General features: G+C 48.4%; 13 protein-coding genes. 1 reads left to right on the forward strand and 12 read right to left on the reverse strand.

Annotated features, from left to right (window positions below; all coding sequences use genetic code 11):
* Nucleotides 1–35: 35 nt before the first annotated feature.
* The 12 genes from ACFO4U_RS12535 to recX all read right to left on the reverse strand — a co-directional run bounded on the left by ACFO4U_RS12535 (nt 36) and on the right by recX (nt 12971).
* On the reverse strand, nt 36–1106 hold the full coding sequence (locus tag ACFO4U_RS12535) for an ABC transporter substrate-binding protein (RefSeq protein WP_215244358.1): 1071 nt from the start codon (nt 1104–1106) through the stop codon (nt 36–38).
* On the reverse strand, nt 1103–1897 hold the full coding sequence (locus ACFO4U_RS12540; RefSeq protein WP_074037704.1) for an ABC transporter permease: 795 nt from the start codon (nt 1895–1897) through the stop codon (nt 1103–1105). The genes ACFO4U_RS12535 and ACFO4U_RS12540 overlap by 4 nt, the downstream gene beginning before the upstream one ends.
* Nucleotides 1894–2715, reverse strand: a complete 822-nt coding sequence (locus ACFO4U_RS12545; RefSeq protein WP_015880886.1) for an ABC transporter permease — start codon at nt 2713–2715, stop codon at nt 1894–1896. The genes ACFO4U_RS12540 and ACFO4U_RS12545 overlap by 4 nt, the downstream gene beginning before the upstream one ends.
* The gene (locus tag ACFO4U_RS12550) at nt 2702–3808 is read right to left on the reverse strand and encodes an ABC transporter ATP-binding protein (protein WP_215244357.1); all 1107 of its coding nucleotides are present in this window, start codon (nt 3806–3808) and stop codon (nt 2702–2704) included. The genes ACFO4U_RS12545 and ACFO4U_RS12550 overlap by 14 nt, the downstream gene beginning before the upstream one ends.
* A gap of 21 nt (nt 3809–3829) precedes the next feature.
* Nucleotides 3830–4369, reverse strand: a complete 540-nt coding sequence (locus ACFO4U_RS12555) for a helix-turn-helix domain-containing protein (RefSeq protein WP_015880884.1) — start codon at nt 4367–4369, stop codon at nt 3830–3832.
* A gap of 150 nt (nt 4370–4519) precedes the next feature.
* A complete protein-coding gene (locus ACFO4U_RS12560; protein ID WP_215244356.1) occupies nt 4520–4789 on the reverse strand; it encodes a YfhJ family protein in 270 nt (89 codons plus the stop codon).
* Nucleotides 4786–5100: a YfhH family protein gene (locus tag ACFO4U_RS12565; protein ID WP_015880882.1), complete on the reverse strand. Its 315-nt coding sequence runs from the start codon at nt 5098–5100 to the stop codon at nt 4786–4788. The genes ACFO4U_RS12560 and ACFO4U_RS12565 overlap by 4 nt, the downstream gene beginning before the upstream one ends.
* Nucleotides 5101–5168: 68 nt before the next feature.
* A complete protein-coding gene (locus ACFO4U_RS12570; protein WP_074037706.1) occupies nt 5169–6347 on the reverse strand; it encodes an RtcB family protein in 1179 nt (392 codons plus the stop codon).
* Between the two features lie 9 nt (nt 6348–6356).
* A complete protein-coding gene (locus ACFO4U_RS12575; RefSeq protein WP_215244355.1) occupies nt 6357–8402 on the reverse strand; it encodes an ABC transporter ATP-binding protein in 2046 nt (681 codons plus the stop codon).
* Nucleotides 8403–8424: 22 nt separating this feature from the next.
* On the reverse strand, nt 8425–10149 hold the full coding sequence (locus tag ACFO4U_RS12580) for an ABC transporter ATP-binding protein (protein ID WP_159563581.1): 1725 nt from the start codon (nt 10147–10149) through the stop codon (nt 8425–8427).
* A gap of 320 nt (nt 10150–10469) precedes the next feature.
* Nucleotides 10470–12110: an L-lactate permease gene (locus ACFO4U_RS12585; protein ID WP_074037708.1), complete on the reverse strand. Its 1641-nt coding sequence runs from the start codon at nt 12108–12110 to the stop codon at nt 10470–10472.
* 48 nt (nt 12111–12158) lie between these two features.
* Entirely contained in the window at nt 12159–12971 is an 813-nt protein-coding gene (gene recX, locus ACFO4U_RS12590; protein WP_084543113.1) for a recombination regulator RecX, read from the reverse strand.
* Between the two features lie 145 nt (nt 12972–13116).
* Here recX and ACFO4U_RS12595 point away from each other — a divergent pair, with 145 nt between their 5' ends.
* The gene (locus tag ACFO4U_RS12595; RefSeq protein WP_074037710.1) at nt 13117–14025 is read left to right on the forward strand and encodes a TIGR01777 family oxidoreductase; all 909 of its coding nucleotides are present in this window, start codon (nt 13117–13119) and stop codon (nt 14023–14025) included.
* Nucleotides 14026–14035: the final 10 nt, after the last annotated feature.

Consider the following 14035-nt stretch of genomic DNA (forward strand, 5'->3'; position numbering starts at 1 on the left):
CATCCCCGTACTCAGATGAGCGCGGGGATGTTTCGTCATTTACTCTGCATTTTAAAGCGTAAATACAATTCGTTATAGTAAGCGTTCATGCGCTTCCCTAGGTTTTCATATACTTCAAGGTCTTGTGTCACTTCACGAGACGGGTAGAACCGTTCATCCGATGTGACTTCTTCATCCAAGAATTCGAGAGCCGCTTCGTTCGGTGTTGAGTATCCGACATAATCCGTGTTACGTGCCGCAATATCAGCATCTAACATAAAGTCGATGAACTGATGTGCCCCGTCCACGTTTTGTGCCGTACTTGGGATGACGAGGTTATCAAACCAGAGATTCGTGCCTTCTTCCGGAATGACATACGTCAGTTCTTCATTCTCATACATGATTTCTGACGCATCGCCGGACCAGACGACGGCTGCCGCTGCCTCACGGTTCGCCATCAGCATTTTGATTTCGTCTCCGACGATGGCTTTGATGTTCGGCCAAAGCATTTCCAACTTTTGCTCCGCCTCAATCAACTCATCTTTATTCGTCGTATTGAGAGAGTAACCAAGCGAGTTCAGGCCGAAGCCCATTACTTCACGTGTCCCGTCCGCAAGGAGAATGTCGTTCTCGAGCGGCATTTCCCACAGGTCGTTCCATGAAGTGATCTCACCATCGACTAGTTCAGGATTGTAGACAATCCCGACCGTGCCCCAGAAATAAGGAACCGAGTACTTGTTACCCGGGTCGAATGATTTATCGAGGAAGCGCGGATCGATATTATCAAAGTTTTCGAGTTTATCGTAATCGATTGGGAGAAGAAGATTCTCCTCTCTCATCTTACTGATCGCATAATCGGATGGAACGGCGACATCAAAGGCCGTACCGCCTTGCTCAATTTTCGTGAGCATCGCTTCGTTCGAGTCGAACGTTTGATAAACGACCTTCAACCCGCTCTGCTCTTCGAACTCACCGATCAAGTCCTCATCGATATAGTCTCCCCAGTTGTAGACGACCAGTGTGTTGTCGCCGCCGAATCCTTGCGCAGCATTCAGTTGCTGAATCCAAAGAAGGAGACCGAAACTGACGATTAATGGGATCGCCAACATGATGACTAGTTTTTTCATCGTCTAACCTCCTTTGATCCTCGTTGCGCCAACACATAATATCCGATGACAAGTATGAGCGTGAAGACGAATAGAATCGCAGACAACGCATTGATTTCAAGCGAGATGCCTTGACGTGCCCGCGAATAAACTTCTACGGCGAGCGTCGTGAAGCCGTTCCCTGTCACGAAGAATGTAACAGCAAAATCATCTAACGAATAGGTGAGTGCCGTGAAGAAACCGGCAAATACCCCTGGCGTGATATATGGCAGAATGACTTTCGTCAATACATCCCACGTACTGGCACCAAGGTCACGTGACGCATCAATCAACGTCGGACTCATCTCTTGGAGTTTTGGCAACACCAAGATGACGACAATCGGAACCGAGAAAGCGATGTGCGACAAGAGGACCGAATAAAAGCCTAACTGAATCCCAAGCATCGTAAAGAGAATCAAGAAGGACGCCCCGATGATGACGTCCGGGCTAACGATCAAGACATTGTTCAATGATAAGAGGGATGTCTTCGTATACTTTTGTTTCGCCGTATAGATGGCGAGTGCCCCGATGACACCGAGCACGGTCGAAATCGTCGCCGAGAGCAGTGCGATGACAATCGTATTCAAGACGATGACGAGAAGTCTCGTGTCCGTGAAGAGCGACTTGTACCATTCGAGGGTGAACCCTTCGAAGTTACTCATCGTTCCGCCACTGTTGAACGAGTAGAAGACCAAATATAGAATTGGCGCATACAAGATGAAGAACACGGCCGCCAAGTATAGATTTGATAATTTGAATCGTTTACGTTTCATCGACGAACCGCTCCTTTCGCACCCCAGTCACGTGTGACGACCATGACAAGAACCATCGCCAAGATGAGGAAGACGGCAATCGTCGAGCCCATCCCCCAGTTTTGTGTGACAAGGAATTGTTGTTCAATCGCTGTACCGAGTGTGATGACCCGGTTCCCGGCGATGAGTCGGGTGATCATGAAGAGCGATAATGCCGGAATAAAGACGATTTGAATCCCTGACTTGACGCCGTCAAGCGTCAACGGGAAGATGACACGTCGGAATGTCGTCCAGTTCGATGCACCTAAATCACGGGATGCGTAGACGAGTGATGGCGGTAACTTCTCAATGGCGTTGTAAATCGGCAAAATCATGAACGGGATGAAGATGTATACCGAAACAAAGACGAAACTGAAATCGGTGAATAGAATCTGTTTCGTCCCAATACCGATGGCTTCTAAAAATTGATTCGTAATCCCGTACGTCCCAAAAATTCCAAGGAACGCATACGCCTTTAACAACAAGTTAATCCATGACGGCAGCAAGATGAGTAAGAGCCAAAGCTGTTTATGCTTCGTCTTCGTCAACAAGTATGCCGTCGGATACCCGACGAGTAACGAGAAGAACGTAATGAGAAACGCATACCAGAACGACGAGAGCGTCATCGACAAATACGTCGACGTGAAGAACGTCTGATAGTTTTCTAAACTCAAATTCCCATCGATATCAAAAAAGGAATAATAGACGACGAGGACGAGTGGTGCGATGACGAACAAGGCGATCCAAATCCAATAGGTCGTCAAATATACCGTCTTTGCGGTCTGATTAGTTTGATTCATAAGGGACCTCCTCGTAGGATTCGAGACGACGGTCAAATTCTTCTTCTGTTTCACCTAGTCGCATGACGTGAATCGCTTCTTCGTCAAACGTCAATCCGATTTTTGATCCGACGATTGATTTCTTCGTCGAGTGGACGAGCCATTCGTTTCCTTCTTGGTCATAACAGCAAATCTCGTAGTGGACACCTCGGAACAATTGAGAATCGACGTCGACAACGAGTTTTGCTGCATCGACCGATGTCATCTCTAAGTCTTCCGGACGAATGATGACCTCAACTTTTTCATTGCGGTCAAATCCTTGGTCGACACAGTCAAACGTTTTACCAGCAAACGTGACGACATTGTCTTCCGGCATGACACCCGGCACGATATTGGATTCACCGATAAAGTCTGCAACGAAACGGTTGATCGGTTCATCATAAATATCAGTCGGTGTCCCACTCTGAACAATTTTCCCGTTGTTCATGACGAAAATCTCATCCGACATGGCGAGCGCCTCTTCTTGGTCGTGTGTGACGAAAATAAAGGTAATGCCAAGACGTTGCTGTAACTCACGAAGTTCATATTGCATCTCCGTACGAAGTTTCAAGTCTAAGGCAGAGAGCGGTTCATCAAGGAGAATGACCTCCGGCTCATTTACGATTGCGCGGGCGATGGCGACACGTTGGCGCTGTCCACCTGACATCTCATCGATTTCGCGCGAGCCGTATCCTTCTAAGTTAACAAACTTGAGAGCCTGCTCCACTTTCGCTTTCACATCTGCTTCCTTCAATTTTTTAATCCGGAGACCGAATGCCACATTCTCAAATACGTTTAAATGAGGAAACAGCGCATAATCTTGGAACACGGTATTCACTTGTCGTTTATTAGCCGGCACATCGTTGATTCGTTTCCCGCTGAAGTGAATACCTCCTTCGGTCGCATCGGTAAATCCGGCGATGAGACGCAAAATCGTCGTCTTCCCACATCCCGATGGACCGAGAAGCGTATAAAACTTCCCACGCTCAATCTCAAAACTAATATCTTCAAGGACGACTGTGTCGTCGTAACGCTTTGACACGTGGTCAAAGCGAATAATTGTCTCTGCATTCATGCTGTTTCCTCCTCTGTTGACTTATAAATATGAATGGGTCGCGACGATGAGACATTCACTCTCTCCATCGTTATCGTTGACGAGTTGATGCGAATCTGAGGCGACATAATAAAGGGTTTCCCCTGTCTTGGCAAAATATGTGTGGTTCCCTAATTTCAAGGCAATTTTGCCGGACAAGACGTATACGAGCGTCTCCGAACGTGAAGGCTCATATTGTTTGAACTCTCCATGTTTGAAAAATGTGACCAGAATCGGCTCCATCTCTTTTTCATTCGATTCCGGGATGAGCCATTCTGTCCGATATTTGCGTTCTTCATCCGTATAGATGGTGCGATCGTCAACGGTGTACACCACTTTTTGATTCAACTCTTCATCGAAAAACTCTTTCGGGGAACTCCCGAGGACATTCAATAAATCGAATAACGTTTCTAGTGAGGGAGAGCTTAAATCCCGCTCAATTTGAGAAATATATCCTTTACTCAAATCGGTACGTTCCGCCAACTCCTCTTGGGTCAATCCTTTTTTGATCCGGAGCCGCTTAATGTTTTGACCTACTTCCAACGACTGAACGCCTCCTTCTTGTTTAGTGAAACATGAGTTCAACTAAAGAAAGTTTATCTATACTATACTTTAAAACAAACTATTAGCGACCTTCATTATAACGAATTGTTGAGGAATTGCAATAAAAAAATCACGCCCCAAGGACGTGACTCAGTGTAAATTCCGTTTAGACATCAAATGCTTGAACTTTTCGTTTTTCGTTTGGAACAAATGGAGCTGCGCCCCGTATGCATCAATCTGTTGAATGACGTATTGGAACGCCTTTGCCTCTCCCGGATACGGTTCGCCCGCCTTGGCAAGTGAGGTCTCAAAATCTTCCCATAACACTTCGACCCACGTCACCGCTTCTGAATCGTTCAAGACGTCATTCTTCTTTTTTAAAATGACCGCGAGCCGTTCGTATTGTTCGTTCCGGTTCATCGCTTCACCTCCGACAATTCTGAGAGCGGGATGGCCCGTTCTGTCATCTCGCCTTCAAACGTCCCCCAGCCCATGACACCGTTGACGAATTTCAAGCGAAACGGACGGTCATTGTAATTGACGACATATGTTTCACCTGGACGAAACGATGATGGGTCAATCAAATAGCTTTCGGCAATCGCAATCCGTCGAAGGACGACTTCGATTTCGCTGACCATGCCCATCTGTTCAGCTTTTCGTTTCCGTTCATGTAATGCTTGAATCTCTTGCTCTAACTCATATTTCGATAAGTCACTTAACCGCTTTTCCATATCGTTCACCTCGATGTAAGCGTATCAGATTTTACGAAAAAAGAAAAAGACGAGACTGAGTACGTGACTCAGTTCGCCTTGAAGTTGTAAAGTGGCTTGATGATTTGATCGATTTGAACGGCCGGTTCGATATAACGAACAATTTCTTTCATCGACTTATACACAAATGGTGATTCATCGATTGTCGATGGGCGAACTGATGTCGACCAGACACCTTCCATCGAACGTTTGAATTCTTTGAAATCGACGCGTTTCCGCGCGGCCGACCGAGACATGATCCGACCTGCGCCGTGTGGACCCGAGAAGTTCCAGTCTGGATTCCCTTTCCCCGTACAGATGAGCGAACCGTCTCGCATGTTCATCGGAATGATGACTCGCTCTCCTTCTTGAGCGGAGATGGCCCCTTTTCGCAGGATCATCGCATCATGATCGATATAGTTATGGACGGTGTCGAATTGATCGACGATGTTCCAATTCATCGCTTCGACGATCACATCCGTCATCGCACGACGGTTCGCCGCCGCGTATTGTTGAGCGATGCGCACGTCATGCATGTAATCGTCCATATCCGCTCCCTCCACATAAGCCAGGTCTCGAAATGGTTTCCGTGACGCACGCTCTGTTTCCAGATAAGCCGAGATTTCTTGTTGTCGACCTAAGGCTTTCAAACGCTCAATTTCTTCTTTTACATCATGTGTTTCCATCATGTGTTGAATCGCTCGCTCCTGATAGTGATCGGCAATCTGTACCCCAAGATGGCGCGAACCGGAATGAATGACAAGAAACGTACGTCCCGAGTCATCTCGGTTCACTTCAATAAAGTGGTTCCCCGAGCCGAGCGACCCGACCGAGCGCAAGGCTCGGTCGAGTTTATACGGCGCTCGCACCTCTTCTAATGGAAGTTCAGATGCGTATGGATGAACCTTCTCCCGAATGTTCATCCCGCTCGGTACGAGTTCACGAATGAGGTCATCGAGTCGTTGAAAATCGATCCGCTTGGCTTTGATCTCCGTACAAAGCATCCCACACCCTAAATCGACACCGACCAGGTTTGGCACGACTTTGTCTTGAATCGTCATCGTCGTTCCAACGACCGATCCTTTCCCCGCATGCATGTCCGGCATGATTCGAATCGATGCCCCTTGTGTGAACGGTTGGTCGAGCAATGTTTCAATTTGATTCCGCGTCATATCATCGATTCGTTCGTTAAACACTTTGGCGCGGTTATATTTCCCCTTGATTTCCATGTGACCTCCTTAACTGATGGCTTGTTGTTTACTCTGTAATTCATGCATTCGGGCGTAGACACCACCATACTCGATGAGTGACTGGTGATTGCCTCGCTCAATGATTCGTCCGTGGTCGAGAACGAGAATCTGGTCCGCTTCTCGAATCGTCGAGAGTCGGTGCGCGATGACAAACGTCGTCCGACCGTACGTGAGCGTCTTGAGCGCATCCTGAATCAATGCCTCCGTCTCCGAGTCGACGCTCGCTGTCGCTTCATCGAGGACGAGGATGGCCGGGTCAAAGACGAGGGCGCGTGCGAAACTGATCAGCTGTCGTTCTCCACTCGAGAGTGAAGCTCCACGCTCGATTACCGGCTCATCGATGCCTTGCGGTAGCTGCTTCACGAAGCGGTCTGCCCCGACAGCTGTGAGTGCTTTCCATACCTGTTCGTCCGTAATCGTCTCATCTCCAAGCGTGACGTTCGTCCGAATCGTTCCAGTGAATAGGAACGGGTCTTGTAAGACGATCCCGAGATGGTCTCGTACCGCCTGCGTCGGTAGTTTAGTCACGTCCATGCCATCGATTCGAAGGACTCCGGCCGAGGGGTCATAGAAACGCATGAGCAAGTTCATGATTGAACTCTTCCCGCTTCCGGTATGCCCAACGAGTGCGACCGTCTCACCAGGAGCGGCGTGTAGTTCAATCTGTTGCAACACCGGTTTCCCTGCTTCATAACTGAAGGTCACGTCATCAAAGACGACATCCCCTTTAAAGCGTGGAAGACGTTCTGATGAGACCGGTTCCCCTTTCTCGTCGAGCAGTTGGAACATCCGGTCGGCCGAGACAAGCGCTTGTTGGAGTGGTGACAATTGGTTCATGATCTGTGTCACCGGCTCAAAGATCCGCGAGACATAGTCGATATACGCATACAGAATCCCCAGTGTCAGGACACTTCCCGTACCGAGCGTTTGTGCCCCGACAAACCAGATGAGTAAGGCGAGCGCCATGTTTCGGAAGAAGTTGACGAGATTGTGGCTCATCAACGCATCCAATTTCAACAACTTTCGTCTCGTTTGGAAGTTGTCGCTGTTCTTCTCATTGAACTCGTCATAAACGAGATTTTCGCGGACGTATGATTGAATGATTGGCATCGTTTGAATGCTCTCATTCAACTGCGCGTTCATATCCGCGACGAGTGCGCGGACACGGAAGTTATTTTTTGTCGAGAAACGTTGGAACAACTTGATCCAGACGATGACGACCGGGATGATAATGAGTGAGACGAGCCCTAGACGCACGTCTAGGAAGAACATCGCAATGAGTACCCCGATCATCATGACGACACTTTGGAAGACGCGAGCAAGCACTCCTAAATACAGGTCGCGAATCGTCTCTGTGTCATTCGTGACACGACTGACAATCTTCCCGATTGGTGTCTGGTCAAAATAGCGTACCGGAATCGTTTGGAGATGCTTCATCACATCAAGACGCATCGTTTTGACAATTTTATGCGCCGACCGTTGTAGGAGCATCTGTTGTCCCCAGTTCAATCCGGCCGCAAATAGTAACAGGACGACGTACAATCCCGATAAGAGAAGGACAGCTCGTAAATCCGTTTGATAGAACTGGAACACGTCGGTCGACGAGAGCGAGACAATATTGTCATATGTCGCCGTCTCGTCTCCTCTTGAAATCGTCAGCACGTCGCCTTCGACTTCACGGACGCCTCCGCTTATAACCGCATCAGGTACGAGATAGTAACCATCGGTCGTTTGTACGATCGAGACCGGCTGAATCACCTCTTGGTCATCTAGTCTCGTTTCTTTCTCATAAGAATCTCCATTAAAGGAAACACTACCGCCGGATTCGACTTGAACCCAGTCACGTTCGATGGCGACGATATGCTCATCGATAATGATTTTGGCGATATACGGCCCGGCAAGTTCTGCACCGACCGCTAAAAAGAGTAATGTCAGTCCGAGGAAGATGGAGCGCTTCACTTGCTTGGCATAACCAACGAGTGAGCGGATCGTCTTCTTCCGGCGGACCGGATCTAATTCATATTGATCGATCATGAGAGATTCCCCCTTTCCCGGATTACTCCGTCTCTCCTTGTCGAATAAATTGTTCATAGTACCAACCGTGTCGTTCCATCAGTTGGTCGTGGGTGCCGCGCTCGGTGACTCGTCCGTCTTGAAGGACGAGAATTTGGTCGGCATGTGCCACCGCAGAAAGACGGTGCGCCACGATAAAGGTCGTCTTCGCCTCACGGCTCGTGCGGACCGAATCGATTATGCGTGATTCCGTTTTCGCATCGACCGCTGAGAGCGAATCGTCAAGAAGCAGAATCTCAGGATTTTTCAGTAAAGCACGTGCAATTGATAATCGTTGTTTTTGTCCACCTGACAGCATGACCCCTTGCTCCCCAACGACGGTATCGAGACCGTTCTCCAAGTGTTCGATGTCTGTATCGAACGCCGCGAGGTGAATGGCTCTGTCGAGTGCTTCATCCGAGACATCATCGACTCCGAAACGAATGTTATCACGCACCGTTTTCGAGAATAGGAGGTGCTCTTGTGACACATACCCACTCCAGCCACGGACCGTTTCAAGTTTAATGTCCGAAATCGGCACCCCGTTCACGAGAAGGGAATCGTCGATCGGATACTCCCGGAGCAATTGACGTAACAACGTCGTCTTCCCAGCTCCAGTCGGTCCGACAATCCCAATCGTCTCACCACGCGAGACGTGCAGGACGATGTCTTCTAACGACTCCCGATTCGAGTTTGGATAACGGAATGAGAGCGATTTGAAGGTGATTTTCTCTGGTACATCGATGTGAACCGTTCCGGTTGACGAAACGTCCGGTACCTCATTCATCGTTGTCTCAATCCGTTCCAAGCTCGCCGTTCCTCGTTGGACGACGTTGATGAGTTCCCCGAAGGCATACATCGGCCAAATCAACATCCCTAAATAAATGTTGAAGGAAACGAGTTGACCGAGCGTGATGTCGTTCGTAAAGACGAGATACGTCCCGAACGAGAGTCCGATCAAATAGCTGAGTCCAACGAGTAATTTGATAACCGGCTCAAACAAGACGTCAATTTTAGCGACATGCATGTTTTTCGCCATCACGTCATCCGTGATGTCATCAAATTTTTTCGTATCCGCCTCTTCTTGGACGAAGGAGCGGACGACCCGAAGACCAGAGATGGATTCAACGACTTGGTCGTTCATCACGCCGAACGAATCTTGGGCTGCCGTGAAACGTGTATGAATCTGACTCCCAAGTTTATTCATCGACCAGGCGAGAATCGGCATCGGCAAAAGTGCTGCGAGCGTCAACTTCCAATCGATGAACACGCCCATAATCGTCAAGGCGATGAGCGTCATGTTGAACGAGTCGACTAATGTCATGACCCCAAATCCCGCTGTCCGCTCCACCGCTTTTAAGTCATTCGTCGCAAGTGCCATCAAGTCACCTGTGCGATGTTGTTGATAGAAGCGCGGTGTTTGTTTGAGGAGGTGACCAAAGAAGCGACCTCTCAATTTCTTTTCAAGTAAAAAGGCTGTCCCGAAGAGTCGGGCAATCCACAAGTACGACATCACGTACGATAACACCATAATGCCGAGTAGCGACGATACAATCAGAATCAATCGCTCTGTCGTCAAACTTCCTTCACGAATCGCATCGATCGCCTGACCAATAATCCAAGGCGGCAGCATATCTACAACCCCTGTGATGATCAGTAAAATGATCGCAATCACATACGTTCGTTTCTGTCTTTTAATAAACCAATCCAATTGCTTAATCAGTTTCATGACTGATTTCCCCCTTCCGCCTCACCCATCCAAGCACGCAAAAAAGCGCACTCCACCTGATTGTGCAACCAATCAAATGAAGCGCGCTTGAAGTAGTCTTCAGTCTTTTGCATGGTCAGGGAAAGGACACTACCCCTATCCAGCTGCCAATGTCACGCAGTTAAATACGAGTAGCCATATGATGTTTTGAGTGTGTTTGTGAGTGCAATGTTGTTCATCATTCTGGCTCCTCTCGTTTCATAGTTTTAAAATCTACTCAAACCTTAGCAGACTGTTCTGAAAATTGTCAACATTATTCTGTAAAAAAACTGTAACTTGATTTAGTTTAAGAAAAACATGCCTAAAATGAGACCAATGACCCCCGTCGCCGTCACGTAATAAATCATCGGCATGAGCGTGTAACGGATGATGGTCCCTTCCTTGCCGAGTAATCCAGCAACCGATGCGACCGCTACGACGTTCAACACACAGATCATGTTTCCTGCGTTCGCTCCCGCCATCTGCATCGATAAAGCGAGCGTGTTATCAAGTCCAACCGACTCCGCAACGTTTGTCGTCAAACTCGAGAACATCATATTGGAAAACGTCGCCGAACCTGAAACGAAGGCACCAAGGGCCCCAATCCACGGTGCGACAAGTGGCCACACCCCACCGAACGTATCAGCAGCTGCCGTCGCAAGCTCGACCGGCATCGAAGCGAGTCCGGCACCGCCATTTTCAGAGTGGATGAATATACGAACCATTGGAACCGACGCCGCTAACGTGATGGCCGTTCCGACGACTCCAAGTGTCGTCGCCTTAAACACCGATGTCACTTGTGACCAACTCATGTTGTGTAAGAAGAATGTCGCAATAATCGTCAGGATAAACATAAAACCTGGTGAATAGAACGGTTCCCAAGACGTCGAAACTCCTTCTACCCCAAGAATGTCCGGGAGATTGATTCGGACACTGCGAGAGAGTTCGTTTAAAAATGGTACGGTACGGGTGAGCACTAAGAAAATCGTCAAAATAAGATAAGGTGCCCACGCCTTCCACTGAGGCAATTCTCGCGTGGTTGATTTGAGCGTCACTTTTTCAGCAGATGGTTCTAGCTCATCCACATATCCATCAAACGTCCAGACGCGTTTCGGCATGAGAATTCCTTTACGAGCCATGGCCACGAGGATGACCAGACCGGTTAAACCACCGAGCATGCCACCGAACTCAAATCCGAGGATGAGTGTCCAAATGTACGCAGGTACGCTGTATAACAACGCCGCCACAATCGCAATCGGAAATACCTCAAGTGCGGGTTTTATCGACTTCTCTTTACTGAAGAACCGCGTCAACATCAAAATCAAAATGAACGGGATGAATAGGCCGACCACCATATCGATCAACACCGTCTGCAAGACGACCTCTGTCAAGAAGGCAATCGACTCAGGCTGGTTCACATCTAAAGATAGACCGTTCCCGATCCCGATAAGTGCCGGTGTCCCGACCGCACCAAATGTTACGGCCGACACGTCTGCGGATAATGCAATGACAACGGCGGCAATCGGCGGAAATCCGAGTGCAATCAAGAGCGGTGCCGCAACCGTTGCAGGCGTCCCAAATCCAGATGCGCCTTCAATAAATGAAACGAATAACCATCCGACAATCAAAACTTGAATACGCGGGTCAGGTGTGATGTTGACGAATCCGGAACGAATTGCGTTCATCCCGCCCCCTTCTTTCATCGTATTCATCATTCCGATTGCCCCGTAGACAATCCATACTGTCGTAACGGCGATGACGAGTCCTTGTAATGTCGCCGCCATAATTCGTGTCGCATCCAATTGCCAGACGAAAAACGCTAAAATCGCCGTCGTCACAAGTGACAAGGGCATGGCTACCGATGCAGGTAAACGCATAATGACCAATAAGATGAGCACGGCCACAATCGGTGTCAGTGCTGTAATCCATTCTAAAATCGTCAATGTAGACCCACCTTTTCGTGTTTTCCCCTACCGTAAACAGATGTCCCATCACGATTCTTCTTCAGCGATTCGATCTAACGTACGTTCAATCACATCATACGGAAATCCTTTGCGCCGAAGCTGCATCTTCATGCGCTGTTTGCGTTCGAACGCGTCGTATCCGCTGAACTTCCGACTCAACTTCTCAGCCTGTTTCAGACATGCCGCAACCTCGACATCTTCGTCCTCTTCTTCCCAAAAAGTTTGAATCGCCTCTGAAATAATATCAAAGGTAAACCCCCTTTGCATCAGGGTTTGTTGAATTCTTTGTTGCACTTCTGTGGCAGAACGACGATTTGTTTCCAGTTGTTTCCTTTTCACGAACTTTCCAGCCTTCTCGACGAGATCTTCGTGTGAGATTGATTCTAATTCGGATTCAACAACGTCCGTTGGGATTCGGAGCTGTTCGAGCTCGCGTTTGATTTTGATTGGTCCACTTGGACTTGTGTTGAATTTCGTTTGGACATACGCTTTTGCGAACTCCTCATCATTCAAATAACGCTGCTCGATTAGTCGCGTGATGGCATGTTTGATAGCAGATTCACTTAACTCTTTCTTCACGAGATAGTCCCTTACCTCTGAAATGGCGCGCATTCGATACGATAAATAATTGATGGCCAACTTATAGGCTTTCTGAGCTTCTTCCGCCTCAAGGACGTCTTGCACAAAATCGTCTTCGAGCTCCATCCCTTTTGTGAGCCCGTACTTGATGAATACGTCAACATCGATGGCGAACGCAAACTCCTCTTTCCCCTCCCGTTCGATGAAGACGTTCAGTCGATCTTGGTTCTTCTTTTGGGTCGTGAACTTTGCAATTTTCACAACGACTCCCCTCCATTCCATGTTTCTAACATATCACGTTCAAGAAACGTAGAGGATTTTTGATAAGTTAGAAGAAAGGGTATTCATCTGGATATACTGACTTATACCCATTTTAGAAACAACACATGATATCGGAGGGAATTTCATGAAAATCGCAATCACTGGTGGAACTGGGCTCATCGGTCAACCACTCGTTCGTGCACTCGCCGACGCCGGACATCAAGTCGTCGTGTTGACGCGTCATCCACGTCCCCGCCATCGCGGGGTATCGTTTATCGAATGGTTGACACCGAATAGTAAACCAGAAGAGGAACTCGAAGGAACAGATGCGTTCATTCATTTGGCCGGCGCCTCAATCAACGACGGGCGATGGACACACAAACAGAAACAAGCCATCCTTCAAAGTCGAATCGAAGGTACGAAGGAAGTCGTCCGAATTATTCAACAGTTGAAACAAAAGCCACAGGTCGTCATAAGCGGCTCTGCCATCGGTATATACGGTGAAGATCGTTCCATCACGTATTCCGAAGAAACACCATTGCCGACACGGACTAATTTCCTCGGGAATGTCTGCGTCCTCTGGGAACAAGAAGCAGAACCCATTCGTGATTTAGGTGTTCGCCTTGTGACGATGCGCACCGGAGTCGTCTTATCGAATGATGGCGGTGCTTTCCCATTAATGAAACTCCCCTATCAGTTCGGGGTCGGTGGTAAAATTGGATCAGGAGAGCAATGGGTTCCTTGGATTCATTTAGACGACCTCGTCCGCTTGTTCGTGCACGTCATCGAGACTGATTCCATTGAAGGACCCGTCAACGGCACTGCACCTACACCGGTGACGATGAATGAGTTCGGGAAGACGATTGCGAACGTGATGCATCGTCCTCACTGGATTCCGGCACCTGCCCCAATGATGCAACTCGCCCTCGGTGAAAAGAGCGTCATCGTCCTAGAAGGTGCGAAAGTCGTTCCGACGAAGGCACTTCAACATGGTTTCGACTTCCGCTATGAAACATTGGAACCGGCTCTAACACAACTACTACAAGATGTTTAAGGAGAATGAA

The sequence above is a fragment of the Exiguobacterium profundum genome (genome assembly GCF_042652865.1).
Taxonomy (GTDB): domain Bacteria; phylum Bacillota; class Bacilli; order Exiguobacteriales; family Exiguobacteriaceae; genus Exiguobacterium; species Exiguobacterium profundum.

Bases quoted from the DNA above. Each gene is read 5' to 3' on its own strand.
- ACFO4U_RS12565 (WP_015880882.1), bottom strand. From the start codon at position 5,100: ATGGAAAAGCGGTTAAGTGACTTATCGAAATATGAGTTAGAGCAAGAG.
- ACFO4U_RS12575 (WP_215244355.1), bottom strand. From the start codon at position 8,402: ATGATCGATCAATATGAATTAGATCCGGTCCGCCGGAAGAAGACGATC.
- ACFO4U_RS12580 (WP_159563581.1), bottom strand. From the start codon at position 10,149: ATGAAACTGATTAAGCAATTGGATTGGTTTATTAAAAGACAGAAACGA.
- ACFO4U_RS12570 (WP_074037706.1), bottom strand. From the start codon at position 6,347: ATGGAAATCAAGGGGAAATATAACCGCGCCAAAGTGTTTAACGAACGA.
- ACFO4U_RS12535 (WP_215244358.1), bottom strand. From the start codon at position 1,106: ATGAAAAAACTAGTCATCATGTTGGCGATCCCATTAATCGTCAGTTTC.
- ACFO4U_RS12560 (WP_215244356.1), bottom strand. From the start codon at position 4,789: ATGAACCGGAACGAACAATACGAACGGCTCGCGGTCATTTTAAAAAAG.
- ACFO4U_RS12540 (WP_074037704.1), bottom strand. From the start codon at position 1,897: ATGAAACGTAAACGATTCAAATTATCAAATCTATACTTGGCGGCCGTG.
- ACFO4U_RS12595 (WP_074037710.1), top strand. From the start codon at position 13,117: ATGAAAATCGCAATCACTGGTGGAACTGGGCTCATCGGTCAACCACTC.
- ACFO4U_RS12545 (WP_015880886.1), bottom strand. From the start codon at position 2,715: ATGAATCAAACTAATCAGACCGCAAAGACGGTATATTTGACGACCTAT.
- ACFO4U_RS12550 (WP_215244357.1), bottom strand. From the start codon at position 3,808: ATGAATGCAGAGACAATTATTCGCTTTGACCACGTGTCAAAGCGTTAC.